This window comes from Halorussus sp. MSC15.2 (genome assembly GCF_010747475.1).
Lineage (GTDB): Archaea > Halobacteriota > Halobacteria > Halobacteriales > Haladaptataceae > Halorussus.
Map to the genome: position 1 here is coordinate 318,376 of NZ_VSLZ01000001.1, position 25,303 is coordinate 343,678.

A 25,303-nucleotide genomic window follows, 5' to 3' on the forward strand; every position below is an offset into this window, starting at 1 on the left:
TCGACCGGGACCGCGGACCGACTCCGACCGCGAACCGAACGAGACCGCAGAGAGGAGAGAATCGTCGGTCGAACGAGCGGTTCACCCGAGGACGTATCGCAGTCGAGGGTAGCGCTCGACCAGCGTCTCGCCGCCCGTCTCGTAGGTCTCTATCAACGCGTCGAGACCGAGGATGCGGCCCGCGCCGAACGCCGCGACGGCGAGGAACACCAGCATGTACGCGAAGTCCCCGTTGACGAGACCGTGCTGGACCTCCCAGTTGCCGAAGTAGAACAGCAACATCATGAACGCGCCGAAGAACGCCGCGAGGCGGGTCAGCGCGCCCACGAGCAGGCCCAGTCCGACGAGGAACTCGCCCCACGGGACCGCGAGGTTGACGAACTCCACGAACCACGGGGTCTGGCCCATCCAGTGGAACAGTCCGGCCAGCGGACTGGCGGCGGTGACGTTGGTCAGGTACCCCGCGGCGTCGAAGGGTTCGGGGGCGGTGAGTTTGCTCCACCCCGAGTGGAGGAACGCGTAGCCCATCATGAGTCGGAGCGCCAGCACGAACCACGCGCTCAGACTGTGGGCCTTCGCCCGGACGGTGATGCCCGCGAGGTCGGTCTCGAAGACGTTCGCCTCGGTTCGGAAGTTGGACGCGTCGGTGGCCATAGCGAATCACTCCTACACGTGACGGTAGGGCGGCCGACCGGGTATAACGGGTCACCGATTCTCAAACCCTGAAAATCGGCGACCGGAGTCACCGCCTCTCCGAGCCGTCTCACCAACCCGAAGTCTCCTCCGGGGCCGCGTCGGTCGGAATCGAACGACGTACGATGAGAACGTCGAACGCCTCGTCGGACGCGACCGTACTGCCGACGCTGTGTATCGACGAGACCATGTGTCCGGCGTTGTCGCTCCCGATGACGACCAGCGAGGCCTCCGCGTCCTTCGCCGCACGGCGAAGTTTCGTGGCGATAGTACCTGTCGAAGCGTACCGTCCGACTGTCTCGTCTCGGAACTCGGCGCGAGGAGCGAGTTCGACGACGTGTTCGCGGAGTCGCCCTACGACCGTCTGTCGGTCGAACTTCTCGCCCTGTCCGAGCCAATCCCGTTCGCGGGCGTACTCCGCGTCGTTATCCGGAACGATAGTGAGTGCCAAGACGCGCTCGTCGAACGCCTCACCGAGCATGGTGGCGCGCACGAGGGCGGTTTGGGAGAGTTCGCAACCGTCGAACGGGACCACGATGGTCATATCCGAATAGTGAGAGACCGCACGTATATCCGTGTATCCGTTTCTTGGAGACTGAGAACGAGAACGGTCGGCCCCTCGGCGAAACGGTCGTAGTGGTGCTCGGTTCGCGCCGGTTTTCATCGCGTGGGAACGACTCTCCATTTATATGTCCCTCCGGCACCGAGTACGAGATGTAATGTACGACACGGTGTTGCTCCCGACCGACGGGAGCGAAGCGATGGAGACGGTGGTCGAACACGCCCGCGACGTGGCCGAACGACGCGGGGCCGACGTCCACGTCCTCTACGTCGTGGACGACCGAGCGTTCCTGACGCTCGACGACGACCGGATTCCCGAAGTGACCGACCGACTCCGCGAGGAGGGCGAGCGCGCGACCGACGAGACCGCGGCGGCCTTCGACGGCGTGACGGTGACGACCGAGATTCGGCGGGGCAACCCCGCCGACGAGATTCTCGCCGCCGCCGACGAGCGCGACGCCGACCTCGTGGTCATGGGCACCCACGGGTCCGACCCGACCCGGAACATGCTCGGCAGCGTCTCCCAGAAGGTCGTCACCCTCTCGTCGGTGCCCGTGCTGACCGTCGACATCGCCGAGACGGCCGACGACTCGCGCGGTATCGACGCCGCGCTCTCCGACGACTGACACCGGAACTGATTCGACCGACCGTCCGACGACCGACCCCGACGCTACGATTCGACCATGACCAACACCACTCCGACCAACGCGGCCGACGCGACACCGCCCACCGACGACGAGACGCCCGCCCACCGAGACGACCTGACCGCGGTCGTCGTGGAAGGCGACTCCCGGTCCGACGAGTGTACGCTCTACCCGAGAGGGGCGTCCGACGAGGCGCTCGTGACCGAGTGGATAACCGCCGAGGAAGGGTCATACGTTCGCCTCGACGAGATGCGGTGAGGTCCCGTGGCGGCGGAACCGTCCGCTGACCGACCTTCCATCCGACGTTTTGACCCCCTTCGGGTCGCTACCAGATAGTCGTCAGCGTGACGCCGCCGTCGGTGACGGTCTCGAACTCGTAGCCCCTGTCCTCGAGTTTGGGGTAGAGGTGCTGTGGTGCCCGGTCGTTGACCTGCACGAGGACGGTCCCGTCGGGGAGGTCCGCCAGCGTTTCGAGGGTCTCGGTCAGCGGTTCGGGCGGTCCGAGTTCCCGAACGTCGAGGACCTCGCGCGGTCGGTCCGCCGGTGCGTCGGTGCGCTCGCTCGCTCGTTCGGCGAAGTCGGTCTGCATGGGCGAACGTACGCGGCGTGTTCCCACGGCGTTTGCCCCGAACACGTTCGTCGGTAGACCGGTCTGTGCCGACCGAATAACCGAACATGTTCGGGAAGACTTATGGGTTCGTAGCCTTCGACGTTCTACATAGAGATGCCAACAGCGAAGTTACACATCACGCTTCCCGAGGACGTGTGGGTCTCCGAAGTTTCGACGGCCCATCCGGACGCCGAGTTCCGAGTGCTGGCGGCGTTTCCGGCCGAGGAGACCGGCGTCGGACTGCTGGAGATAACGTCGTCGGACCTGCGCGCGGTCGTCGGCGACATGGACGACCGCGAGGACGTCGTCCGCCTCGACATCCAGCAGGCGTCCGAGGAGTCCGCGCTCGTCGAGTTCGAGACCACCGCGCCGCTCCTGCTGTTCTCAGTGCAGGAGTCCGGACTCCCGCTCGAACTCCCGTTCGTCATCGAGGACGGCGAGGCCGAGGTCGAAATTACGGCCTCGCGCGACCGCCTCTCGGCGTTCACGGCGCAACTGGACGCGTTCGGGATGTCGTTCGACGTGGAGTACGTCCGCGAACTGGTCAACTCCGAGAGCCTGTTGACCGACCGCCAGCGCGAGTTGCTGAACGCCGCGGTCGAGGAGGGGTACTACGACACCCCGCGGGAGTGTTCGCTGACCGAACTCGCCGAGGAGGCCGGCGTGGCGAAATCGACCGCGAGCGAGACGCTCCACCGCGTCGAGGAGAAAATCGTCAAGGAGTACGTGGAGGGGTAGACCGCACCGACGTTCACGTCTGCAGAAAGTTTCGGAAGGCGAGAGCAGTCAGTCCGAACCAGATGGGGAGCCAAATCGGATAGAGGTCGCTCGTCCCCGGTGACCCGCCGAGAAACAGGAGGACGACTGCCGCCGGTATCGAAGACGCGAGTCCGATGACCGGAACCGCTATCGCGACGGCACCGCCGAGAAGCGTCGCGACGGTCATCTTCTCGTACCACGCGCCACCGTTCCAAGACTCCTTCAGGTCAGTCCACGTCACCTCCGGGGTTCCCTCTCGGCCGTTCCCCGCGCCGTCTCCGGTGGGAGCCGTCTTGTCGCTCCCGTGGATGGCCTCGTGACAGCGTTTGCAGTACGTCGTCAGATTGCTCATCCGGTTCGACCCGCCCTTGCTCAACGGGACGCCGTGATGCGCGTGTAGCTCTGCGCTTCCGTGGGGGCCGCCTCTCGCACCGCAGTTCTGACACGTGTAATTGTCGCGTTCGTACACTCGCTTTCGCCGCCTCCCCCAGTCAGACGGATAGTCCGAAGCGGGCATCGTCTCGACGATGAGACAGTATCCGCAAAAACGTTTCAGTTCGCCCGGGTCTCCGCCAACTCCTCGGCGGTCGCCTTCGCCTCCCGAATCCGGCCGGGAATCCCGGCCCGCGCGGTGTAGTTCGTGCAGAGATGCACGCCCTCCGGCGTCGAAATCCGGTCCAGTGCTTCCCAACTCCGGTCGTAGGCTGGCATCCCGCGACGGAGTCGGTGGACCGACAGCGCCCGCGCCGACGCGCCGGTAATCTCCTCGAACTCCTCGGTCGCGACCGACGCCAGTTCGTCGTCGCTCCACTCGACAATCTCGGGGTCGCGCGACCCGCCGAGGTAGCAGGTGTAGACGCCGTCGCGGTCGAGCATGCTCGCGTTCCACGTCGCGCCCAGCGTCCGGAACGCCTCGTCGTACTGGACCTGATACCCCGCGCCGGTCAGGTCGGTCTCGGAGTGGAGGTGGACGACGGCCTGCGGATTGTAGTTCAACTCCCGGAGCGCGTCCGCGGAGTCGGGCGCGAGGTCCCCGAGCAGGTCGGCGGTCACGTCCGCGGGCGTGGTGACGACGAGTTCGTCCACCGTAGTTTCCCCCGCCGACGTTTCGAGGACGAAGTCCGAACCCTCTCGTCGAATCTCCCGCACGGGCGTCCCGAGTCCGACGTTCTCGTCGTGCGCCTCGGCGAGCGCCTCCGGGAGTCGCTGGAGTCCGGCGTCGAACGAGACGATGGGCGGGGCCTCTCGACCGGCCAGCACCTTCCGAGCGACCGACGTCAGGACGCTCCCCTCGATTCCCGCCCCGTCGAGGGCCTTCGCCAGCGAGTACTCCATCGGCATCTCGCCGGGATGGGAGCCGTAGATGCCGCCGTAGAGCGGGCCGAAGTAGTAGCGCGCGACCTCCGAACCGAACGTCCGGGTCAGGAACTCTTCGACGGTCTCGCCGTCTCGCGCCGGGCCGGTGAGCGGTTCAAGAAGCACCCGGAACTTCCCCGGCCACGAGAGCAGGTCGGTCGTCACGGCCTCCCGCGGCGTCTGGGGAACCCGCCGGAGTTTGCCGTGGTGGTAGACGTACAGCGGCGGGTCCGCGGCCTCCCTGAGTTCGTCGTCCAACTCCAGCGACTCGACCAGTCCTCGGATGCTCGGGGTCAGTCGGGTGCGCTGGGGTCCGAAGTCGAGAATCCGACCTTCGACCTCTCGGCTCCGGACGACGCCGCCGGGTTCGTCGTCGGCCTCGAAGACGACGCTCTCGACGCCCGACTCCCGGAGGTAGTGGTGTGTCGCCAGTCCAGTGATGCCGCCACCGACGATGCCGACGCTCATACTCGTAACTGGACGTTCCGTCGCGTTACTCCCACCGCCGAACGTGTTCGGTCACTCTCGCTCGGCGAACAGGGCGAGCGCGGCGTCGGCGTCCGCCTCGTCGAGGTTCGACGCCCATCGTTCGACCAGCGCGTCGGTGATGCTCGCAGAGAGGGACGCGACCGCCCGACGCTCGGCGGGCGTCACCTCGCCGCAGGTCTCCAGACGCCCGAGCGCGGTTTCGAGTTCCCGGCGGCGGACGCGCTCGGCCCGGTCACGGATTCGCTCGGCGACCTCTCGCTCCTCCGCCTCCCCGCTGGGCGTCCGGCCGCCGCCCGCGTCGGTAGTCTCGCCGCGGTCCGCGTTCGGTTCTGCGAGTCGAGTCACGGTGCGGAGTTGTGTCGCCCGTCCCGAGTCGCCTGCGCCGAACGTGTTCGGGCCAACCACTACCGGCCGCGGGTCCGAATCGCCGGACGTGAGCGAGACGAGTCACGACACCGGCGGTCCGACGGGCGTCGTCCTCGCTGGCGGGTACTCCCGGCGATTCGGCGACCGCGACAAGGCGTTGGCCCGCCTCGACGGTCGGCCGCTGCTCGCGCGGGTCGTCGCCCGACTCGGACGGGTCGCGGACCGAGTGACGGTCAACTGCCGGGCCGACCAGCGCCAAGCCTTCGCCGACGCGCTCGACTCGTCGGCCGGGTTCGACTCGGCCGCGACGCCGGTGCGGTTCGTCGCGGACCCCGTGGCCGACCGCGGCCCCCTGTTCGGGTTCCGGACCGCGCTCCGGGAGGTCGAGACCGAGACCTGCGCGCTGGCGGCCTGCGACTGCCCCTTCCTCGACCCGCGACTGCTCTCGGACCTCGCCGAGCGACTGGACGACGACCCGGACGCCGAAGTCGCCGCTGTCCGGACCGGAGACCGACTCCGACCGACGCAGGCGGTCTATCGAACCGCCGCCGCGCGGCGGGCCTGCGACGCCCTGCTCGACGCCGGGGAGGGTCGGCTCTCGGCGCTGTTCGACCGCCTCGACGCTCGCGTCGTCCCGGCCGAGGCGGTCTGCGCGGACGCCGCCCGGAGCCTGTTCGACGTGGACACTCCGGCGGACCGCGAGCGGGCGGTCGAGATGCTCGACCCGGAGTCCTCGGCGGAGCGCGACGAGACCCCGACAGAGCGCGAACCCGGGGTGACCGCGCGGCGATGACCCGCGTCGTCGCGCTGGGAACCTTCGACCTGCTCCATCCCGGTCACGTCCACTACCTCCGAGAGGCCGCCGCGATGGGCGACGAACTCCACGTCGTCGTCGCCAACGGCGAGCGCGTGAGTCACAAGGACCCGGTACTGCCCGGCGACCAGCGCGTTCGGACGGTCGAAGCGCTCGACCCGGTCACTGCGGCCCACCTCGGTCACCCGGAGGACCGCTCCGCGCCGATTCGCCGCATCGACCCGGACGTGTTGGTCCTCGGCGGCGACCAGCACCACGACGAGGCCGCGGTCCGGTCGATGCTCGACGAGTGGGGCGTCGAGTGCGAGGTCAGGCGGGCGTCGATGGCCGAAGCGGACGGGGCGCGACTCTACTCCACGAGCGCCATCGTCGAGCGGATTCTGGCCGAGCGCTCGCGCCGTCCGCGAACGTCTGACTCGGTCGCTGACGGGAGTATCGAGAACAGGGGGTGGATGACAGATTTCGGCCGATTCGGAGCTATCTCAGCCGATTCGCGGTTCCTCGTCGGGGTCGAGCGAGACGGCCGACAGACGCTCGACGCGCTTGACCAGTCGCTCGCCCTCGACGCCGTCGGCGACGAACCGGGGCAGGCCGAGTTCCCCGTCGTCGCGACTGTTCCGCCGGTCGAACGCCAGAATCCCGCCGAGCGCCGGTCGAATCGGGATATCGGCCGTGAAGTCGTCCGCCTCCGCGCGGAGGTGGGTCGTCTCGCCGGGGAAGTCGGCGGCGTCCGCGAGCGCCACGACGGAGACGCCGGTCCACTCGTCGGTCGCGCGCTCGCCAGACGCGCACTCGACCGTGCAGACGAGGGACGCGCGAGGGAACGAGTCTCCTTCTCCGGCCGAGACGACGACTCGCTCCCGGCCCTCGACCGCGACCGCGGGGGTCTCGGTCGGCGATTCCGCACCCTGCGCCCGTAGCTCGCTCCCTTCCTCGGCCGGTTCGGGGTTCGCGGCGGTCACGGTCGAATCACCGGGAGTTTGCGGGGTCGGGAGTCGGTTCGACGTGCGGACTCGCGTCGTCCCACGGGAGCGGGCCGTCGTAGCCCTCGGGCACGAACGAGCAGAGCGGGTCGCTTTCGAGGGGGTCGCCGGTGGTGGCGTAGGCCCGCGAGCGACTGCCGCCGCAGACGTTCCGGTAGGGGCAGGCCCCGCACTTCCCGCGGAGCGCGTCCTCGTCGCGCAGGTCCTCGAACAGGGCCGAGTCCCGGTAGATGTCCACGACGCTCCGGTCGCGGACGTTGCCCGCCGACTCGGGCAGGAACCCCGAGGGGTACACCTCGCCGACGTGGCTCACGAAGGCGAACCCGTCGCCCGCGGTGATACCCATCTGGCGCTTCGGGGGCGCGTCGGTCTGCTGAACCGAGACCCGTCGGTAGTGGGGCGCTTCGGTCGTCTTGAGACCGAAGGGCCAGTCGTCGCTGCGCTCGACCAGCCACTCCATCACGCGCTCGGCGCGGTCGGGCGAGACGGGGTCGAGCGCCGCGCCGCGGCCCACCGGCACGAGGAAGAAGACGCTCCAGAGGACCGCGCCGAGGTCGGCCACGAGGTCGGCGATGTCGGGCAGGTCCGAGACGGTCTGGCGACAGACCGTCGTGTTGACCTGTAGGGGTAGCCCCTCGTTGGTGGCCGACTGGGCGGCCGACACCGTCTCCTCGAAACTCCCCGACTCGCCCCGGAACGCGTCGTGGCGCTCGGCGTTCGCGCCGTCGATGCTGACCGCCATCCGGCGCAGGCCCGCGTCCGCGAGGTCGGCCACGGCGTCGGGCGACAGCGAGGCGGTCCCGCTCGGGGTCATCGTCACGCTCAGCCCGATGTCCGTGCCGTACTCCACGAGGTCCACGGCGTCGTCGCGCTTCAGGGGGTCGCCGCCCGAGAACACGACCAGTTGGTCCTCGCCGAACTCCCGGGTCTGGTCGAGCAGGGTCTTCGCCTCCTCGGTGGTGAGTTCGTCGGGGTGGCGGTCGGGTTGAGCGTCGGCCCGGCAGTGTTCGCAGGTCAGGTCGCAGGCCTGCGTCAACTCCCAGATGAGGACGAAGGGTCGCTCGTCGGTGTCCACCCGACGGGGCGGCCCGCCCGAACGATGCTCGGGTCTCGACATGGAATCACTCCACGACGATTGCGCCTTTCATCCCCATCGCCTTGTGGGGCGTGCAGTAGTACTTGTGGGTGCCCGAACTGGAGAACGTGTGCGAGAACGTGTGGCCCTCCTCTTGGGTCTGCTCGCTCTCGAAGTCGCCGCTGTCGGCGACGACGTTGTGGAGGCTCCCCTTACCGGTCCACTCCCAGACGACCTTGGTGTCCTTCGACACCTTGACCGCGGCGGGACCGAACGCGAAGTTACCGCCGTTGCCCTTCGCACCGACCTTCACGGTCACCTCGGACTTGCCGGTCTCGTCCACGACCCCGTCGAAGTTCGAGGTGTTGTCGAACCAGCCGCCGAAGTCGGTCGAACCGGAACCGCTCCCGCCGGAGCTATCGCCGGAACCGCCGTCGCCGCTCGTTTCGCCGCCGTCGCCGGAGCCACCACCGCCGCTCGAACAGCCAGCGATAGTTGCGCTCGCCGCGCCGACAGCCATCGTCTTCAACATCGTCCGTCGGTCGAGGGTATCTCGGTTCATCTTCACTCGCACCTTCGAGGGCTACATAAATGGGGGTAGCCCTGATTCCCACTCGGTGAAAACGGTCCGCGAACGTGTTCGGGGTCACGGCTACCCGGCGCTCGCCGGTAGTTACAGCCATGCCCGGCTTCCCTCGACCCTTCGCCACCGAGGACGCGGACGACGAGACGTTCGACGAGTACGACGAGTTCCGTCCGGACCACCTGCCCGAACCGGGACCGTTCCTCGACGGGGCCGACGTGCTGACCGGCGACGAACACTGCTCGTTCCACCGACTCACCCGCGAGATATTCGAGGAACGGGGCGTCTACGACGCCACCTTCGGCTACAACCTCGCCCGACTCAACCTCGACTCCCGGCATCCCGACGCGGGGTGGCGGTACGCCCGCCTCCCCGACGAGTCGGGAGACGGCGCGTCGGGCGACGCCGTCGAGAGCGACGTTTCCGACGAAACCGACGCCGGCGACAGCGACGACGCCGAGGTTCTGCTCGCGGAGTTCACCCCCACGACCGAGTTCTGCCCGCAGAGCGACAGCCTCACGGTCGGGGCGTTTCGGGCGTGGAACGGTCTGAGCGACCGCCACGGCTACGACCGGGTGTCGGTGTCGGTCGCGCCGATGCACCACCAGAGCACCGAAATCAACGACAAGTTGCGGCGCTTGGAGGCGCGGCTTCGGGACGACGAGGAAGACCGAGAGGAGTACGACCGGATGGAAGAAGCGGACCAGCGGAGCGCGGACATCCACCGCAGCGGCGACGACGGTCCCGCCGCCCCGTTCTGAGATGGCGAACCCGGCCGTGGGTCGGTGGTCGAGGCGGTTCGCGGCGGCCAGCGCGTGGTTCCTCGTGGCGGTGGCTGGTGCGCGTCTCGCGGGCGCGGGGCAGCGCGCAGTCGTGACCCTCGCGCTGTTCGGCGTCGCGTTCCACATGGTGTTCGGCAAGGCGTACCTGCTGGTCCCCTCCTACTTCGAGCGCGTGCTCGCCGCCGAGCGGACCCCCGCCGCACACTTCGCGCTCTCGGTGACCGGCACTCTCGCGCTCGCCGTCGCCGCCGCAGAACCGAGCGACCGGGCGACGCTGGCCGCGCTCGGCGGCGTCGCGTGGGTCTCCGGGGTCGCACTGTTTCTCGGGTCGCTGGCGTGGACGCTTCGGGACAACCCGACCGGAAGCGCGACCGGCACGGGGTCGGCCCGCGCCACCGACCGCCTCGACCGCTTCGCCAACGCTTTCGTCCCGGTCTCGCTGGCCTACCTCGCGGTCGGGTCCTACGCGGTCCTCGCTCGGGTGACGACCCTGCCGACCCTGCTCGACGGCTACCCGCCGCGGGCCACCCACCTGCTGGCCGCGGGGTCGGCGGGTCTCCTGCTGTTCGCGCTCGGGTCGAGGCTCGTCCCGCGCTTCCTCGGCGGCGACGCCCCGCTCGCCTTCGCCGCGGCGCTCCCGGCCGGGGCGGTCGGCCCGGCGCTAATCGCGCTCTCGCTCGGGTCGGGGTGGCCGTTCCGCCTCGGTGCCGCGCTCGAAGCCGCAGCGCTGGTCGCGTTCGCAGTGGGGTACCTCCGCCTCTTTCGGGACTCGCCGACCGCCCGCATCGAGGGCGAGTCGCCGTCCCGGCGGGTCGGCGAGTACGGCATCCTCGCGGGCGTCGTCAGCGGCGCACTCGCGGCGCTCGTCGGGGTTCGGTTCGCCGTCGTCGGCCTCTCACCCGCCCTGCTGGCGGTCCACCGCCGCCTCGCGCTCGTCGGGTTCCTCGGCCTGAGCATCGTCGGCTTCGCCTACCAGTTCTACCCGCCGCGGATGGGCGACTTCCGGGGCGGGAGCGACCGGGGTGCCTTCGTCACCATCGGCCTGCTCGCGGGCGGTTTGGCCGCGGAGTGCGCGGGCCTGTTAGTGGGGGACGAGATGGTCCGGTCCGCGGGCGTCTCGCTGTTCCTCGCGGGCGCGCTCGGCTACGCCTACGTCCTGACGCGCGTGCTGGTCGAGAAGTAGGCGGGTCGGTCCGGCGCTCGGGATTTAAGTGATTCTGGCGACAACGGATAGATACGAAGGACTTCTCCCAGCTAGATACCGACCGCAGAGCGGTGCATCTCGGCTGAAAGCCGTACGAAAACGTCGCGACTGCCGGTCAGGCCGCCCGCCGAACTTCCAGCACCCACTCGTCGGGCGCGCGGCGATGCACCTCGCAGGCGTCGAACGCCTCGTCGGGCGACTCCTCGGCGACCTCGCCCGCGAGCATCTGGGCCAGCGGCGAGGGGTCGTGGTCGTTCACGACGTAGAACTCCTCGCCGGGGTCCAGCGCCCGGAACTCCTCGCCGACCTGCTCGTGGCGGATGCGCGGGGGCAGACCGCGGATGTCCAGCGCCGAGTCGGGGACCGACACCGGCCCGGCGTCGTCGCGTTCGAGGAACTCGCCCACCGCGCTGGCGAGGTCGGCCACGGGCGCGGGCAGGTCCGTTTCGTCGGCGTCGGGACGCTGTAACCCGCGGTCGAACGGGAGTTCGGCCAGCACCTCGACGCCCAACTCCTCCTCGGGGTCGGTGTCGCCGTAGAGGTCGTGGTCGTGGCCGCAGTTCTCGCAGGTGAACCCGCGCATGTTCACGGCCGCGCCCACGACCGGGACGCCGTTCTCCTCCAGCAACGCGGCGCTCCGCCCGGTGTCCGAGAGGCTGGTCGGGAACGGCGTGGTCACGAGGACCGACCCGGAGACCGGCACCTCCTGAAGCATCGTCAGTACGATATCGCCGGTCCCCGGCGGCAGGTCCACGACCAGCACGTCGCGGTCCGACCACGCGGTGTCCTCCAGCAGTTCGGTCAGCGCGTCGTGGGCCATCGCGCCCCGCCACGCCAGCGGCGCGTCGTTGGCGATTAGACCGACGCTCATCACCTCCATCCCGCCGACGTTTGCGGGTTCGGCCTGCCCGTCGTCGGTGGCCTCGACAGGTCCCTCGACGCCGACCATCTCGGGCACGTTCGGGCCGTGGATGTCGGCGTCGAACAAGCCCACGTCGAAGTCGTCGGCCAGCGCGCGGGCGAGGTGGGTCGCCACGGTGGTCTTGCCGACCCCGCCCTTGGCGCTCCCGACCGCGATTACGTGTTCGACCTCGGGCAGCGAGAGACCGGTCCTGTGGTCGTGGCTCCCCGACGGGCCGCCGTGGCCGCCGCCTCCCGCGTCGGGCGTCTCGCCCTCCACGCGGACCTGCTCGACGCCCGCCACCTCGAAGGCGCCGCGCCGAATCGCCTCCGAGACCTCCTCGGCCTCCTCGGGGTCCGCGCCCGCGAGGTCCACCCTAATCGTGGCGGTCCCGTCGGCGACCGACACGTCGGTCACGAGTCCGGCCTCGACGACGCTCGCGCCGAAGTCGGGGTCCTCGACGCTCGCGACGGCCTCCTCGACGCGCGTTTCGACGCTGTCACCCCCGTTTTCGCGTTCCGTCATGTTACCACGCCTCAAAGTCGTCCATGGGGTCGTCTTCGTCGTCCTCGCCGTCCTCGTCGTGCATCAGGGTCCCGCCGTAGGGCCGGAACTCGAAGTCGTAGGCGTTGGCCACGCGTTCGAGTTCGTCCTCGCGCTCGGCGATGAGGTCGGTGTCGAAGTCGCCGTCCTCCACCGCTGCGACCAGTTCGTCGTCGCCGACGATACCCTCCGCGTACGCGCGGCCACGCCGTCTCGGAACGTGTCGGCGTTACCGCGACACCGCATCGCCTCGTCGAACTCCTCGCGTATCTCGGGTGTCGGCTTGCCGCGGTCGGTGGGGATTCCGGCGAGTCGGTCGGTCGCGCGCTCGTCGTAGTCGGTCGCGGTGGAGAGGACCGCCGCGACCTGTTCGCTCGGCGTGAGCGCCTCCCACTCGTCGCGGGCGTCCTCGGCCACGAGCGACGAGACTATCTGGTTCCACGTCGTCTTGCGCTCGACGTCCTCGAACACCTCCGCGACGAACGCGCCGACGTGTTCGTCGGGGATGGACACTCCGAGCGATTCGTTCGATGCCTGTCCGCTTTCGGGGTCGGTCTTTGCCATAAGTCGTCCCTCCTGTCGAGTCGTCGGTCAGTTCGGCGGCTCTCCGGGGGCGGGCGGTCCGTCGCCCTTCGGACCCCGGCCGCCGCTCGGTCGCCGTCCGTCGGGTGCGGGTCCCGGTCGGTCGGCCGACGGGCCGGGGCCGTTCGGGGTCTCGGCCCGCGACTGGGGACCGCCGCCGGGCGGCCCGTCGTCTATCTCCACGTCCAACTGGTCGGGGTCCACGCCGCGGGCGGACGCCAGCGCGCGCTTGGCGGTCCGCTTCACGTCGTCGCTTCGGTCGGTGATGCCGTGGGTCTCCAGCGCCTGCTCGGCCCGGTCGGTGGCGAACTCCCCGAGCGATTCGGCGGCCTTCGCCCGGACGAACGCCTCGGGGTCGCGGGCCAACACCGCCGCCAGTAGGCGGACTGCCTCTTCGACGTCCTCGGCGCGTTCGCCGAGGTAGAGCGCGGCGTACTCCCGGACCGCGGGATGGGGGTCGTTCTTGATGCGGTCGGTCAGGTCCTCGGGCGTCGCTCGGCCGGTCTTGCCCAGCGCGATGACGGCGTTGCGCCGGACCCACCCGCTGTCGTCGCCGAGCGCGTCCGCCAGCGCGTCGGCGTCGGGCGCGATGCGCGAGAGCGCGACCACGGACTCGGCCCGGACCCACTCGTCGTCGTCCGCGTCGAGCGCGGCCCGGACGGCGGTCTCCACGTCTTCGGTTCCACCGCCTCCGGCCACGCCCAGCGCTTCGACCGCGAACTGCCGCACGTCCTCGCTGTCGTCCTCGGCGAGGCGGTCAGCCAGCGCGCTCGCGGTCGCGGCGTCGAGTCCGTCCGACTCCGCCTCGTCCACCAGCGCGAGCGCGGCGTCCCGGCGCTCGTACTCCCGTGGCGAGTCCAGCAGACTTCGGAGGTCAGACTCGTCGCCGCCGTCGCGGGTCGGCGAGCGAGCGCGGGCGCTCCGGTTGGCGTACTTGTCGCTCATTCTCTGGCCCTCCAGTAGACGACCGTCCACGTGAGCAGCGTGGTCACCACGAGTCCGATTACCCAGTTACTGACCGAGTGTGTCATCCACACGCCCTCGGACTGGCCGCCGGACCCGCCCGACTCGGCCGACTGTCCGGACCCGCTCGAACTGCTCGACCCGCTGCTCGCGTCGCTCATCGCCCACTTTCCGGTGTCGAGTTTGGTGAACTGGAGCGTGAGCGACTTCTGGCCGTTCACCTCGTCGGCGCTCCCGTTCCACACCGCGAACGCGAGGTAGACGTTCTTGCCTTTCGTGAGGTCGGCGTCGAACTTCCCCTCGGTGCCGTGTTCGCGGACGAACACCACCGACCATCCGTCGTCGGTGCGCTCGGCGCTCGCCCGGACGTTCTGTCGGGGCGCGTGGGTCAGCGACCCGTACCCCTTGGCGTAGTAGTTCTGGGCGAGTCGCTCGGTCGGCGGCGTCGAGAGCGGGTTCCCCGCGGCCTGCCCCGGTTGGGTCTCCTCCTCGGGGTGCGGGTACGCGTACATGTCGCCGCTCTTCGACGCGTCGGGCGACTGCCAACTCGCGCGCCAGTACCAGATGTCCACGGGCTTTCCGGCCGCGCCCATCGTGATGGGCGGCTTGTCGCCGGTCCGGAGCATCACCGCGGCGGCGTCGCTGTAGTTGTTCGGCGCGCCGATGTCGGCGTCGTTCGTCGGGTCGGCCCACGTCAACCGGAACGCGGTGTGGGTGTCGTTGTGGACGGTCTGGACCGTCAGTTCGTCGGTGCTGCCGCCGCCGAACGGCGGTGCCATCTGCTGTTTCGACAGCGAGACCGTGCGCTCGGGCGCGTCGCTCCACTGGGACGACGCAGGGTCGCTGGGCACCGACTCGACCGCCATCGCCGGTTGCGTGCCGCTCGTGACCGCGGCCGTGACCGCGGTCTGGGCGGCCACCAGTACCGCGACGACGACCACCGTGACGACGGTCGCGCGCCGGGCAGCGTCGCGGTCAGGCACGGGACCGCACCTCCGTTGACGCCTCGAAGTCGACCTCCGGTTCGGGGTGGTCGGCGAGGTCCCGGGTGACGACGGCCTCCGCGAGGTTCGCGGCCGCGCGGTAGACCGACGACGCGCCGGTGGCGTCTTCGTCCGTGGTCTCGCGGACGTCGTGGGCGAACGCGGGCACGAAGCCCTCGATATGTTCGTCCAGCACCATCGCCTCGGCGCGTTCGAGGTTGTCGGCGGTGTCGTCGTCGCCCTCCTCGCGGGCGACCGCGCGGCGGGCCGCCAGCACCTGTAGCAGTTCGAGTTCCACGACGACGTGGTCCTGTCGCTCGTCGAAGTCGTCCGAGGGTTCGACGCCGAACGCTTCGAGCAGGCCGACCACGGTGGCGATGCGGCGCTGTTGGCGGCCCACCTCGTCGCCGACGGTGTACTCGGCCTCGTAGGGCACCACGGGGTAGGTGCCGTCGTCTACGGGCAGGCCGAACAGGTCGTTGTACGCCGATTCGAGCGACTCGCGGTCGGTCGCGTCGAGCGCCGCGGCCAGCGCGTCTGCCTCGGTCTCGAAGCCGAGTTTCCGCCCCGCCTCCCGGAGACCCTCGGCGGTCGCCTCGTGGGTCAGTTCGGCCACGGTCTCCTCGTCGGGGTAGCAGAACGCGCCCGCCGCGGCGCTGTAGAGGGCGGCGCGGGCCGAGTGGCGCTCCGCCGGGCGGAGGTCGTCGGTGGCGGTCGTCTCGTCGTTTCGCGCCGTCGTCTCGTCGTCCGTCGAGACCGTCCCGTCGTCGCTTCGGGTCGCGGGGTCGCGTTGGGGTGTTTCGTCCATACTCTCACCTCACGGTTGGTTGGTCCACTTCTCGCCCTCGCGGACTTCGAGGTCCTCCTCGATGGGCATGTCCACGACTTTCTTTCCTTTCCGGTCCCAGCCTTCACGCGGTTCTCCTTGACGTTGTACGTCTCGATGAGTCGGGTCGTCGCGCCGAACAACTGGAGGACGCCGAGCAGGTGGTGGCTCGGGTCCCGGACGCGCTGCTGGATGATTTTCACCGACTCCTCGTAGGTGCTCCCGGGCCAGTCGTTGCGCTTCTGGTCGGTGTTCGGCGTGAACATCTGGGTCAGGAACTCCGGCGGCACGTGGTACGGCGGCATGTAGAACACCTGCGGCCGGGTGCCGAACTGCGGGTAGAGCGGCAGCGCGACCTTCTCGTCGGACTTGGCGAGGTAGTTGATGGGACTGCGGCCCTTCGCCGCCGACTTCTTCCCGTTGGGGTGGCCCGCCTTCGGCCCGCGGTTGATGTTGCCGTGGAGTCGCGTCTTGCCGATGCAACTGCTCACGCACCGGGGGACGTTGCCCTCCTCGATGCGGGGGAAACAGCCGACCGGCTTCTCGGAGACGCCGGTCTCGGGGTTGTACATCGGCTTGTGGTACGGACAGGCCTTCACGCACTTGCGGTAGCCCCGGCATCGCTCTTGGTCGAGCAGGACGATGCCGTCCTCCGAGCGCTTGTAGATGGCCTTCCGGGGGCACGCGGCGAGGCAGGCCGGGTTCTTGCAGTGGTTGCAGAGCCGCGGCAGGTAGAACTGCCAGATGTCGTGGTACTTCTCGTTCTGGGGGTCGGACTCGACAACCTCGTCTTCGGGGTACTCGCCGTGGACTTGGTCGTCGCCGAGCGCGGGGTACTCCCACTCCTCCTTCTGGGCGACGTACCCCTTCACTCGCTCGCCCTGCTCGGCGGCCTCGAAGATGGTCTCCTCGGCACCGAGGTCGTCGAGCAGGCGCATGTCCCACCCCATCGGGTAGCCGCCGTACGGCTCCGTTTCCACGTTCATCCACCACATGTACTCCTCGCCCTTCCCGCTGGTCCACGTGGACTTACAGGCGAACGAGCAGGTGTTGCAGTTGATGCACCGGTTCGTGTTGATGACCATCCCCCAGTGCCAGTCGCGCTCCTCTTGGCGGTGTTCGTAGGGGTAACTCTGCTTGCGGCCGAGTTGCGGATTGTACACTTCTGGCATCAGTCGTCACCTCTCGTTGTCGTCGTTCCGCTGGTCGTCCCGCTCGCGCCGCCCTTCGACTGGAGCGACCCGCCGATGTAGTCCTCGACGAGGTCGTCCTTCCGGGCGTCGCCGGGCCACCAGTCGGCCTCCTCGTACTTCTCGACGGTCACGAGGTCGTCGCGGTTCACCCCGGTGGGTGCCCAGACGGTCTCCTCGTAGCCGTGTTCCAGTTCCGCGCCGTGCCACGAGATGTCCTCGCCGACCTTCTCGGAGACGTTCGGGTCGCCGAACACGGACTTGTGGACGAGGTCGTCGGTCTCTTGGCCGGGGTCGAGCCAGATGTTGGTCGTCGTGTTGAACCCCTTGACCTCGTCGTCGCCCTTCTCTTCGTCGTCGGGGAAGTGCTGGGGCCACCAGCCGTGCCAGAGGGTCAACTGGCCCATGTCGCCCGCCTTGCCGGGGCGCTGGCGCTCGCTGAGCATGGCCCTGACCACCGTCCCGCCGCGCTTGCCGGAGATGCGCACGTAGTCGCCGTTCTCCACGCCGATGTCCGCGGCGTCGCTCGGGTGCATCTCCACGAACGCCTCGCCGAGCGGCGGGGCCTCGCTGGTCTCGCCCTCGGCCTCGGGGAACGAGAAGTCGTCTATCAGTCGCTCGGTGCCCTCCGGGTCGGCGCTGGTCGAACCGAAGTCTCGCGCCGACCAGATGAGGTTCCAGTCGGTCATCCCCCACGAGGAGTGGGTCCGGTACTTGCTGTGGGGCGTGTTGTAGTAGAACTGGTAGCCCTCGTCGTGGTAGAGGGGGTTCTCCTGCTCGCCCGCCTCGGGCCACTTCTGGTTGACGCCGTAGGGCGTCCCCTCGACGCTCTCGATGTGGTCGAGGTCCTCGCGCCCGAGGTCCACGAACCGGTCTTCCTCCTTGTGGAACTCCATCCGGCCGGTCTTGGTGTAGAACGGCCGGTCGTCGTGGACCTGCGAGTAGAACGGGACGCGCGGGTAGGTCTTGAGGTTCAGGCGCTCGGGACCGTCTTCGAGGTCCTCCACGTCGATGTCCTCGGTCGTGATGCCGTGGTCGAGCGTCTCCTGAATGTACTTGCGGACGTCGCCGTCCTCGTCGAGGAACTCCGAGAAGTACGACCGATACGAATCGACGTTGCGCTCCTCGCGCGGAATCTTCTCGTCCAACTTCTCGGCGACCATCGCCAGCACCTCGCCGTCCTGCTTGGTGTCGTAGATGGGGTCCATAATCCCGTGGTCCATCGTGATGAACGGGTTCTCCGGACCCACCGTGATGTCGGGGTACTCGCACTCCAGCCACGAGGGGGCCGGAAGCACGATGTCCGCGTGCCGTGCGGAGTAGGTCATGTGGATGTCCGAGACGATGAACAACTCGTTGGACGTGTCCGGGTGCTTCGTGAAGTTGTTGACCACGTGCTCCTGATGTTTGGTCTGGTTCAGGAGGTTGCAGTTCATCGTCCACAGGATGGTCGGCTTGGACATCGTGTACGTCTCCGCGTTCTTCGGCATCACCGGCTCCTCGGCGTCGCCCTGCGGCACGAGGTCCATGTCCCGGTCGAAGTCGCCCCGAATCTCGTGGGGGTCCAACTGCTCGCCGCCGAAGAACGCGAAGGCGTACCCCGGATACATCCCGTGGGCCGAGTGACCGTCGGGGTTGACGTAGTGGGGGTAGCCGTCCAGTAGCTCTATCTTGTACTGGCCCGAGTAGTTGTAGTAGCCCGACCCCGGCTTGCCGACGTTGCCCAACATCGACTGGACGAAGAAGATGGACCGCTGGAGTTCGGAGTTGCCGTGGAACCAGTGGTTGATACCCTCGCCGGTGAACCACTGGCCGTTCTCGGCGGCGGCGAACTCCGCGCGGTCTTCTCGATGGCCTCGGCCGGGACGGTCGTTATCTTCTCGACCTGTTCGGGCGAGTAGTTCTCCAGCACGTTGCGCTTCTGGCGCGAGAAGTCGGTCTCGACCGTGACGCTCGAACCGTCGGCCAGTTGCAAGTCGGTTTTGGCGTCGAGTTGCGGGGTGGTCGGCATCTCGTCGCCGACCTGCTCGCGCGTGACCGCCTTCGGGTTGCCGTTCTGGTCCAGCACTACGAAGTCGCCCCAGTCGTTCTCCTCGTGCCGTTTGTCGCCCTCCGGCGGTGCCTCGTGGTCGTCGAACACCTCGTGGGCGCGGAGGTACTTGTCGTCGTCCTCGCGCACCAGCAGGGGGAGGCTGGTGAACTTCCGCACGAAGTCGGGGTCGTACAGTTCCTCGCTGATGATGACGTTGGCGAACGCGAGCGGAATCGCCGGGTCCGACCCCGGACGGATGGGGAGCCAGCGGTCGCACTTCTGGACGGTCGGCGAGTAGTCGGGGTAGATGCCGACCATCTCGCCGCCGCGCTCGCGCATCTCTTGGAACCAGTGGTTGTCAGCCAGCTTGTTGTGAATCAGATTCTTCCCCTGAATGATGGTGTAGTCGGACTTGCGCCAGTCGGCCGCGTCGGCGTCGGAGGTCTGGTACCCCGTCGTGATGACGTGGCCCGGCGGCAGGTCGGCGTACCAGTCGTACTCGGTCCACTCGCACCCGCCGAAGATGGAGGCGAGTCGCCGCCCCGCGCCGTGGCGCGTGATGAGTCCGTCGGCCTTGATGGCGTTGAAGATGTGGAACCGCTTGTTGTCCTCCAGACTCGCCATCTTCTCGGCGATGAGGTCGGCCGCCTCCTCCCACGAGACGCGCTCGAACTCGTCCTCGCCGCGTCCCTCGGGATTGGGGTCGTCTGGGTCCCAGCCCTTCCGGACCATCGGGTACTTGATGCGACTCGGCTCGAAGGTCCGGCGGTGGAGCGTCAACCCCTTCATGCACCCGCGGGGGTTCCAGTTCTGACTGACGTTCGCGTCCTCGTACCCCGACGGGCCGACGCTCTGGTCCTCGTTGTGGTAGACCTGCTCGGCTCGAATCGGCACCCCGTTCTTCATGTAGAAGTTGAGGGCGCACGACTGGGTGCAGTTGGGGTGACAGACCGTCCAGTCCACCTCGTCGTAGGCGTAGATGTCGTGGTAGACCTGTTCCCAGTCCCGGTTCGGATAGGACTTCAGGGGGTTGTCCACCTCGGTCACGGGTTCGACGCTCTGGGTCGCCCCCCAACTGCTGGAGAGGAGCGTCCCCACCGCGCCGGCCCCAGCACCCCGGACGAAGTCGCGCCGAGAGAGACTCACGTCACGACACCTCCCGCGGTCGGTCGTCGCGCCGTCGTTACTTGCATCATACGTTCGACTCTGGTCACGTATCGTCCTTCAACTCGCGAGACGATTCCCGGGCGATAGGAAGGCCTGCGAACACGTTCGACCGACCACCTATCCGGAACGTTCCCGCCGACTGGGAACGCGCGTCCCGCTTTTTGGAACTCCGGGAACTACCGCCGAACATGCGACGACGAACGCTGCTGCTCTCCGGCGGCGCGCTCGCGGGCGGCGCGCTCGGGGTCCGCGTCACGGGGACGACCGACTCGGCTCCGGCCCGCGCGCTCGTCGCCGGAAGCCTCCAGACGGTCGCCGAAGAGGTGGCGGGCGCGACGGTCGAGGCCCACGGGAGTCTCGCCGCGGTCGAACTCGTTCGCTCGGGGGCGCGCGACCCGACGCCGTGGCGCTGGCCGACCCGAGTCTGGTCTCGGACCTCGCGGGGTGGCACGCGACGTTCGCCACCAACGCGCTGACGGTGGTCTACGACCCCGACTCCCGATACGCCGACGCGATTCGGGGCGACTGGCGGTCGGCGCTCGCGCGCGAAGACGTCTCGGTCGGCCGGACAGACCCCGCCAGAGACCCGCTGGGCTACCGGACCCTGCTCGCGCTGGAACTCGCGGGTCGGGAAGGCGCGTCCGCCGACGCGATTCGAGAGAACGCCGACGTCTTCCCCGAGACCCAACTGCTCCGGACGCTCGAAGCGGGCGGACTTGACGCCGCGTTCGCCTACCGGAACATGGCGGTGGCCCACGACCTGCCGCGGGTGGACCTCCCCGCCGAGTTCGACCTCTCGGACCCCGAACTGGCGGACCACTACCGGAGCGCCGCGGTGTCCGTGGACGGCGAGACGATTCGCGGCGAACCGATTCGGTACGGGGCGGCCCACCTGACCGACCGCGGGAAGCCGTTCTACCGGAATCTCGTGGGGAACGCAGAGCGCCTCCGGGAGTTCGGGTTCACCGTGCCGGACCGATACCCCGTCGAACATGGTCGGGACAACCGATAGGCGACGAACGACCGCACCTACAGCTATGACGAACGACGAGACCGCTCACGACGGAACCACGCGCGAACTCGACGCACGAGAGATAGACGGCGAACCGTTCGGGGCCATCACGTCGGCGCTGTCGGACCTCGGCGACGACGAGACGCTGGTCCTCGTCAACAGCTTCGAACCCGAACCGCTCTACGGGGTCCTCGACCAGCGCGGTTTCGACCACGAGACCGAGCAGGTCGCCCCCGACGAGTGGCGGGTGGAGATAGAACCGCGATGAGCGTCCCCGCGGGCATCGACGCTGACCGCGGCCCGCCGATGGCGATTCCGCTCGCGCACTTCGTCGCGGGGTTCGGCTTCCTACTGGCGGGCGCGACGCTCGGGGTCCTCGGCGTCGTCGGCGTCGCGCCGGGTCTCGCCGGGGCGGCCCACGTCCACCTCCTGCTGGTCGGGTGGGTCTGTCTCACGATTCTGGGCGCGATGACTCAGTTCGTCCCGGTCTGGTCGGGCCTGCGACTCCACTCGCGGCGACTCGCGGTGGCCCAACTCGCGCTGGTCGGCGGCGGCGTCGCGGGCTTCTCGGGCCTGCTACTGGCAGGGAACCTCGACCTGCTCCCGGTCGCCGGCGGCGCGATGCTCGTCGGGTTCTGGACGTTCGTCTACAACGTCGGCCGGACGCTCTCGGGGGCGAGCGAGTTCGACGCGACAGAACGACACTTCGCGCTCGCGCTGGGCTACGTCCTGCTCGTGACGGCGCTCGGCCTGCTCCTCGCGGTGGATTTCACCCGGCCGGTTCTGGCCGCGGCGGGCCTCGCGCGCTCGCAGGTCGTCGCGGCCCACGCCACGCTCGCGGTGTTCGGGGTCGTCCTCACGACCGTGGTGGGCGCGCTCTACCAACTCGCCACGATGTTCACCCAGACTGAAATTCGCGGTACGGACGCGACCCTCCGGCGGGTCGAGGAGTGGACGTATCCGCCGGGCGTCGTCGCACTCGCCGCCGGGCGACTGGTCGGTCACGCGTGGCTGGCCCGCGTCGGCGCGGCCCTCGCAGTCGTCGGCCTGCTCGCGTTCGCGGCGGTCCTCGCGCGAAAGCTCTACGAGACGACGGTCGAGCGGACGCCGATGCTTTCGCGGTACGCGGTGGTCGCGCTCGCGCTCCCGTCGTGGGCGCTGTCGGCCGCTCCGTCGTGGCTCGGAAGACCGGCCGACCCCGCGACGACGTTCGGCCACCCCGCGGCGGGCCACCTCCTCGCGGCCGGTGTGGTCGGGTTCGTCCTGCTCGGGACCCTCTATCACGTCGTGCCGTTCATCGTCTGGATTCGCCAGTACAGCGACCGGGTGGGGTTGGAACAGGTCCCGATGATAGACGACCTCTACGACGACCGCCTCGCCGCGGTCGATTTCTGGCTCACGCTCGGCGGTCTCTCGCTGGTCGTCCTCGGCGAGAGTACGGCGTTCGAGTCCGCGCGTCTCGTCGGCGGCGCGCTGGCGACCCTCGGGTTCGCCGTCTTCGCCGCCAACCTGACCGGCGTCGTGGTCCGCCACGGCCCGGAGTCGCTCCGAATCGGTGCGTTCGGCGGCACGTCGCCGAAGTCGAGCGACAGCGACCCCGACGAGCAGTTCCCGTGATTCCGGGACTGGCGCTATCGACTCTCCCGGCGCGGCGGCGTAGCGGAACCGCGTATTGCCACGCCCTCCCGAACCCGGCAAAGGCATTTCACGGTGCCCTCTGTAGCGCCGAGCGATGCCGTTTCCCAACCACCCGGAGAAGTACGGCGCGGACCCTATCGTCACGCCCGACGAACACGCCGATTACAGAGCGGCGCAGGCCGAGGGCGACGTAGCGGAACCGCCGGAAGCGGTCGTCCTCTGCTACAGTCGCGGGCTGATGGAGTACTTCACCGAGACGTACGACGGGGAGACGGTGGACCACTACTACGGCCGACTCTACTGCTTCGAGGACACCGACTACGAGGTCGGCGTCCTCGGCGACTTCGGAATTGGAGCTCCAACGACCGCGATGCTGATGGACGAACTCGTCGCCGACGGCGTCGAGGCGTTCCTCTCCATCGGGTTCGCGGGGTGTCTCGACGACTCGGTCGAGATGGGCGACTTCATCGTCTGCGAGAAGGCCATCCGCGACGAGGGGACCTCCCACCACTACGTCGAGTCCGCGAAGTGGGCCGAGGCCAGCGACTCGCTCGTCGTCGACACGACGGAGTTGCTGGACGAGCGAGACGAACCGTTCCACGTCGGTCCCTCGTGGACGACCGACGCCATCTACCAGGAGACCGACGCCGAGGTCGAGCGCTACGCCGAGGCGGGCGTCCTCACGGTCGAGATGGAGGCGTCGGCGGTGTTCGCGGTGGCCGACTACCGCGGCGTCGAGGCGGGCGCGATGTTCGTCGTCAGCGACTACCTCGGCCAGTCGGACTGGGACCCCAAGTTCCACCTGACCGCCGAGGACATGCGCCGCCTCGGCGACACCGCCAAGGAGCTTCTCGCGTCGCGCTCCCGGCCCTGACTGTCCGAGAGCGACCGAACACGTTCGGCGAAGCCCCCACGACCGCGACGCTCCCACCTCCGACATGGTCGCGACCGACTTCGACGCCGAACGCGAGTACGACGACGAACAGTTCTCGGCGCAGTCCGTCTTCCGGAGCGACCGGATGAAGGTCGTCCTCGGCTACTTCGAACCGGGCCAGTTCATCCCGGTCCACGCCCCCGACAGCGACGTGGCGATTACGGTCCGAGAGGGCCGGGGCGTCGTCCGCGACGGCGACGACGAACACGCGGTCGGGCCGGGCGACGTGGTGGTCGTGCCCGCGGGTGAGGACCGCGGCGTGAAGGCCGACGCCGACCGGCGTCTCGAGGCCACGCTCGTCACCGCGCCCCCGCCGACCGACGCCGAACACGACCCCGTTCGCGAGGGGTTGAAGCGCGGCGAGTTCGACCCGCGCGGAGGCGACTGACAGAGTCAGTCGTCACCGCGCCCGCGGAGCGCGTCAGTGACACGAACCACCGTCGAGGAGACGGCGCGAACTGAGTGAGCGCGGAGCCACGCCCGCGGTGGGCGGTGCGGTCGGAGGTGGAGACTAGAAACGGCGCGCGAAGGAGTGAACACGCCACCGCGCCCGCAAAACGCGCTAAACTCTCGCCGACTCCATTCAGATTCGACACAAGACACTTGTAAAGAGGCGCGGAGAGACGGCGTATGCCCCTCCGCGTCAGTTCGGTCTGTCTCGCCGTCCTGCTAGTTCTCGCCGGGTGCTCGGGGTCGCCTCCGCCGGACGCCGCATCGACGACGACTGCGGACCCGACGGCCGGGACCGCGGCGACCGCCGAATCGCCGACGACCCGCGACGCATCGACCGCCTCGACCACGACGCTGCCGACTCGCGCGACCCTCTCGGCCGCGGACCTCTCGGCGTCCGAGCGCGACCTGCTCCGGCGGGCCGTCGAGAACGAGTCGGTGCGGGTGACGCGCTCAAACCTCACCGGGGAACTGACGCCCGACACGGACGGTTGGTACGCCCGCTATCGCGGGACGCTCTACGAACTGTCGTGGGAGCGCGGCGGCTTCTACGGCGAGTACCATCTGGGGAACGCGACGGTCGTGAACGCCTCGTCGGTCGAATCCTCGGACGGCGTCGTCGCCTACGAGAACCTCACCGCGGACGCCCGCGAGTTGTTCGAGGCGGCCCGAGCGAAGGAGGACGTCGAGGGCTACGGTGCGGAGGCGTTTCCGGACCAACTCCGGAGCAACCGCTACGTGACGTACGAGGGCGAGTACTACGAACTGAGACTCGCCGTCGCCGATTACGTCGCCTATCGCCTCTCCGTCGAGGACGTCGAGTCCTGAGTATTCCTTCTGCGGGTCCGACGCGACTCGGCCGCCCGACCGCGAACACGTTCGGGACAACCGCGAAGGGACGACCGCGAGTATCTCCACTCGTCATGCCGAGACTAGACGTCCGCGAGATTCCGCCGCCGGAACGTCATCCGAAGATACACGACGCGTTCGCCGAACTCGACAGCGGCGAGGTCCTCGAAATCGTCAACGACCACGAACCCAAGCCGCTGTTCTACGAGATGCAGGCCGAGGTCGAGTCGTTCGACGCCGACAGCTACGAGGTCGAACGCGAGGACGCCCAGAAGTTCGTCGCGAAGTTCCCCAAGCAGTAGGCCGAGACTGAT

At 68.8% G+C, this 25,303-nt stretch carries 31 protein-coding genes and 2 pseudogenes; 15 read left to right on the forward strand and 18 right to left on the reverse strand.

Features of this window, described 5'->3' with window-relative positions:
• Positions 1–81 precede the first annotated feature (81 nt).
• Both FXF75_RS01635 and FXF75_RS01640 read right to left on the reverse strand, forming a co-directional pair.
• A complete protein-coding gene (locus tag FXF75_RS01635; RefSeq protein WP_163519824.1) occupies positions 82–654 on the reverse strand; it encodes a DoxX family protein in 573 nt (190 codons plus the stop codon).
• A gap of 109 nt (positions 655–763) precedes the next feature.
• Positions 764–1,237 carry a universal stress protein gene (locus FXF75_RS01640; protein WP_163519825.1) on the reverse strand — a complete coding sequence of 158 codons (474 nt, stop codon included), beginning with the start codon at positions 1,235–1,237 and terminating at the stop codon, positions 764–766.
• Between the two features lie 175 nt (positions 1,238–1,412).
• Between FXF75_RS01640 and FXF75_RS01645 the strand changes: the two genes are divergently transcribed.
• A complete protein-coding gene (locus tag FXF75_RS01645) occupies positions 1,413–1,880 on the forward strand; it encodes a universal stress protein (RefSeq protein ID WP_163519826.1) in 468 nt (155 codons plus the stop codon).
• 57 nt (positions 1,881–1,937) lie between these two features.
• Positions 1,938–2,156, forward strand: coding sequence for a hypothetical protein (locus FXF75_RS01650; protein ID WP_163519529.1), 219 nt, complete (start codon positions 1,938–1,940; stop codon positions 2,154–2,156).
• A 67-nt stretch (positions 2,157–2,223) separates the two neighbouring features.
• Here the strand turns inward: FXF75_RS01650 and FXF75_RS01655 are convergent, their stop codons facing one another.
• Positions 2,224–2,487, reverse strand: coding sequence for a DUF2249 domain-containing protein (locus FXF75_RS01655; protein WP_163519827.1), 264 nt, complete (start codon positions 2,485–2,487; stop codon positions 2,224–2,226).
• A gap of 135 nt (positions 2,488–2,622) precedes the next feature.
• On the opposite strand from FXF75_RS01655, the gene FXF75_RS01660 reads away from it, so the two are divergent.
• Positions 2,623–3,246 carry a helix-turn-helix domain-containing protein gene (locus FXF75_RS01660; protein ID WP_163519828.1) on the forward strand — a complete coding sequence of 208 codons (624 nt, stop codon included), beginning with the start codon at positions 2,623–2,625 and terminating at the stop codon, positions 3,244–3,246.
• 13 nt (positions 3,247–3,259) lie between these two features.
• Here the strand turns inward: FXF75_RS01660 and FXF75_RS01665 are convergent, their stop codons facing one another.
• From FXF75_RS01665 to FXF75_RS22345, 3 genes are read right to left on the reverse strand one after another with little or no spacing between them, the layout of a single operon-like run.
• Entirely contained in the window at positions 3,260–3,784 is a 525-nt protein-coding gene (locus FXF75_RS01665) for an HNH endonuclease (protein WP_163519829.1), read from the reverse strand.
• A gap of 35 nt (positions 3,785–3,819) precedes the next feature.
• Positions 3,820–5,091: a protoporphyrinogen oxidase gene (gene hemG / locus FXF75_RS01670; RefSeq protein WP_163519830.1), complete on the reverse strand. Its 1,272-nt coding sequence runs from the start codon at positions 5,089–5,091 to the stop codon at positions 3,820–3,822.
• Positions 5,092–5,142: 51 nt separating this feature from the next.
• Entirely contained in the window at positions 5,143–5,457 is a 315-nt protein-coding gene (locus FXF75_RS22345) for a hypothetical protein (RefSeq protein WP_163519831.1), read from the reverse strand.
• Between the two features lie 88 nt (positions 5,458–5,545).
• Between FXF75_RS22345 and FXF75_RS01680 the strand changes: the two genes are divergently transcribed.
• Together FXF75_RS01680 and FXF75_RS22350 are read left to right on the forward strand one after the other, a co-directional pair.
• Entirely contained in the window at positions 5,546–6,271 is a 726-nt protein-coding gene (locus FXF75_RS01680) for a molybdenum cofactor guanylyltransferase (protein WP_163519832.1), read from the forward strand.
• A pseudogene (locus tag FXF75_RS22350) lies at positions 6,268–6,696 on the forward strand (adenylyltransferase/cytidyltransferase family protein); the annotation flags it as partial. The gene FXF75_RS01680 and the pseudogene FXF75_RS22350, both read left to right, overlap by 4 nt.
• 78 nt (positions 6,697–6,774) lie before the next feature.
• On the opposite strand, the gene FXF75_RS23420 reads toward FXF75_RS22350, so the two are convergent.
• Genes FXF75_RS23420 through FXF75_RS01695 form a run of 3 tightly spaced genes read right to left on the reverse strand, consistent with a single transcriptional unit; the run spans position 6,775 to position 8,912 of the window.
• Positions 6,775–7,254: a molybdopterin-dependent oxidoreductase gene (locus FXF75_RS23420; protein WP_375335523.1), complete on the reverse strand. Its 480-nt coding sequence runs from the start codon at positions 7,252–7,254 to the stop codon at positions 6,775–6,777.
• 7 nt (positions 7,255–7,261) lie between these two features.
• Positions 7,262–8,392 (reverse strand): radical SAM protein, encoded by a 1,131-nt coding sequence (locus tag FXF75_RS01690; protein WP_163519833.1) that lies wholly within the window; start codon positions 8,390–8,392, stop codon positions 7,262–7,264.
• A 4-nt stretch (positions 8,393–8,396) separates the two neighbouring features.
• Complete coding sequence (locus tag FXF75_RS01695; protein ID WP_163519834.1) at positions 8,397–8,912, reverse strand: halocyanin domain-containing protein; 516 nt, start codon at positions 8,910–8,912, stop codon at positions 8,397–8,399.
• Positions 8,913–9,031: 119 nt separating this feature from the next.
• Between FXF75_RS01695 and FXF75_RS01700 the strand changes: the two genes are divergently transcribed.
• On the forward strand, positions 9,032–9,694 hold the full coding sequence (locus tag FXF75_RS01700) for a hypothetical protein (protein WP_240334478.1): 663 nt from the start codon (positions 9,032–9,034) through the stop codon (positions 9,692–9,694).
• A 1-nt stretch (position 9,695) separates the two neighbouring features.
• Positions 9,696–10,898: a hypothetical protein gene (locus FXF75_RS01705; protein WP_163519835.1), complete on the forward strand. Its 1,203-nt coding sequence runs from the start codon at positions 9,696–9,698 to the stop codon at positions 10,896–10,898.
• A 136-nt stretch (positions 10,899–11,034) separates the two neighbouring features.
• On the opposite strand, the gene FXF75_RS01710 is transcribed toward FXF75_RS01705, so the two are convergent.
• The 9 genes and pseudogenes from FXF75_RS01710 to FXF75_RS22365 all read right to left on the reverse strand — a co-directional run bounded on the left by FXF75_RS01710 (position 11,035) and on the right by FXF75_RS22365 (position 19,845).
• Entirely contained in the window at positions 11,035–12,345 is a 1,311-nt protein-coding gene (locus FXF75_RS01710; RefSeq protein ID WP_163519836.1) for a P-loop NTPase, read from the reverse strand.
• Between the two features lie 63 nt (positions 12,346–12,408).
• Positions 12,409–12,927 carry an aldehyde dehydrogenase gene (locus FXF75_RS01715; protein WP_163519837.1) on the reverse strand — a complete coding sequence of 173 codons (519 nt, stop codon included), beginning with the start codon at positions 12,925–12,927 and terminating at the stop codon, positions 12,409–12,411.
• 27 nt (positions 12,928–12,954) lie between these two features.
• Positions 12,955–13,890: a HEAT repeat domain-containing protein gene (locus FXF75_RS01720; protein WP_163519838.1), complete on the reverse strand. Its 936-nt coding sequence runs from the start codon at positions 13,888–13,890 to the stop codon at positions 12,955–12,957.
• Complete coding sequence (locus FXF75_RS01725; protein WP_163519839.1) at positions 13,887–14,891, reverse strand: ethylbenzene dehydrogenase-related protein; 1,005 nt, start codon at positions 14,889–14,891, stop codon at positions 13,887–13,889. The genes FXF75_RS01720 and FXF75_RS01725 overlap by 4 nt, the downstream gene beginning before the upstream one ends.
• Positions 14,884–15,507: a molecular chaperone TorD family protein gene (locus FXF75_RS01730; RefSeq protein ID WP_309221737.1), complete on the reverse strand. Its 624-nt coding sequence runs from the start codon at positions 15,505–15,507 to the stop codon at positions 14,884–14,886. Before FXF75_RS01730 ends, FXF75_RS01725 begins: the two co-directional genes overlap by 8 nt.
• Positions 15,495–16,889, reverse strand: coding sequence for a 4Fe-4S dicluster domain-containing protein (locus tag FXF75_RS01735; RefSeq protein WP_240334479.1), 1,395 nt, complete (start codon positions 16,887–16,889; stop codon positions 15,495–15,497). Before FXF75_RS01735 ends, FXF75_RS01730 begins: the two co-directional genes overlap by 13 nt.
• Complete coding sequence (locus tag FXF75_RS23245; protein ID WP_309221768.1) at positions 16,889–18,130, reverse strand: molybdopterin dinucleotide binding domain-containing protein; 1,242 nt, start codon at positions 18,128–18,130, stop codon at positions 16,889–16,891. Before FXF75_RS23245 ends, FXF75_RS01735 begins: the two co-directional genes overlap by 1 nt.
• Positions 18,119–18,667: pseudogene (locus FXF75_RS22360) on the reverse strand (molybdopterin-dependent oxidoreductase); the annotation flags it as partial. The gene FXF75_RS23245 and the pseudogene FXF75_RS22360, both read right to left, overlap by 12 nt.
• Complete coding sequence (locus tag FXF75_RS22365) at positions 18,574–19,845, reverse strand: molybdopterin-dependent oxidoreductase (RefSeq protein WP_375335524.1); 1,272 nt, start codon at positions 19,843–19,845, stop codon at positions 18,574–18,576. The pseudogene FXF75_RS22360 and the gene FXF75_RS22365, both read right to left, overlap by 94 nt.
• 449 nt (positions 19,846–20,294) lie before the next feature.
• Between FXF75_RS22365 and FXF75_RS01745 the strand changes: the two genes are divergently transcribed.
• From FXF75_RS01745 to FXF75_RS01780, 8 genes are all read left to right on the forward strand, one after another.
• Entirely contained in the window at positions 20,295–20,582 is a 288-nt protein-coding gene (locus FXF75_RS01745; RefSeq protein WP_163519841.1) for a hypothetical protein, read from the forward strand.
• Positions 20,510–21,118: a substrate-binding domain-containing protein gene (locus FXF75_RS01750; RefSeq protein WP_163519842.1), complete on the forward strand. Its 609-nt coding sequence runs from the start codon at positions 20,510–20,512 to the stop codon at positions 21,116–21,118. Before FXF75_RS01745 ends, FXF75_RS01750 begins: the two co-directional genes overlap by 73 nt.
• A 25-nt stretch (positions 21,119–21,143) precedes the next feature.
• Positions 21,144–21,386 (forward strand): DUF2249 domain-containing protein, encoded by a 243-nt coding sequence (locus FXF75_RS01755; RefSeq protein ID WP_163519843.1) that lies wholly within the window; start codon positions 21,144–21,146, stop codon positions 21,384–21,386.
• A complete protein-coding gene (locus FXF75_RS01760) occupies positions 21,383–22,735 on the forward strand; it encodes a hypothetical protein (protein ID WP_163519844.1) in 1,353 nt (450 codons plus the stop codon). Before FXF75_RS01755 ends, FXF75_RS01760 begins: the two co-directional genes overlap by 4 nt.
• Before the next feature lie 115 nt (positions 22,736–22,850).
• Positions 22,851–23,630, forward strand: a complete 780-nt coding sequence (locus FXF75_RS01765; protein ID WP_163519845.1) for a nucleoside phosphorylase — start codon at positions 22,851–22,853, stop codon at positions 23,628–23,630.
• Positions 23,631–23,694: 64 nt separating this feature from the next.
• The gene (locus FXF75_RS01770) at positions 23,695–24,078 is read left to right on the forward strand and encodes a cupin domain-containing protein (RefSeq protein ID WP_163519846.1); all 384 of its coding nucleotides are present in this window, start codon (positions 23,695–23,697) and stop codon (positions 24,076–24,078) included.
• A 242-nt stretch (positions 24,079–24,320) separates the two neighbouring features.
• On the forward strand, positions 24,321–24,968 hold the full coding sequence (locus tag FXF75_RS01775; RefSeq protein ID WP_163519847.1) for a hypothetical protein: 648 nt from the start codon (positions 24,321–24,323) through the stop codon (positions 24,966–24,968).
• Positions 24,969–25,063: 95 nt separating this feature from the next.
• The gene (locus tag FXF75_RS01780; RefSeq protein WP_163519848.1) at positions 25,064–25,291 is read left to right on the forward strand and encodes a DUF2249 domain-containing protein; all 228 of its coding nucleotides are present in this window, start codon (positions 25,064–25,066) and stop codon (positions 25,289–25,291) included.
• Positions 25,292–25,303 lie beyond the last annotated feature (12 nt).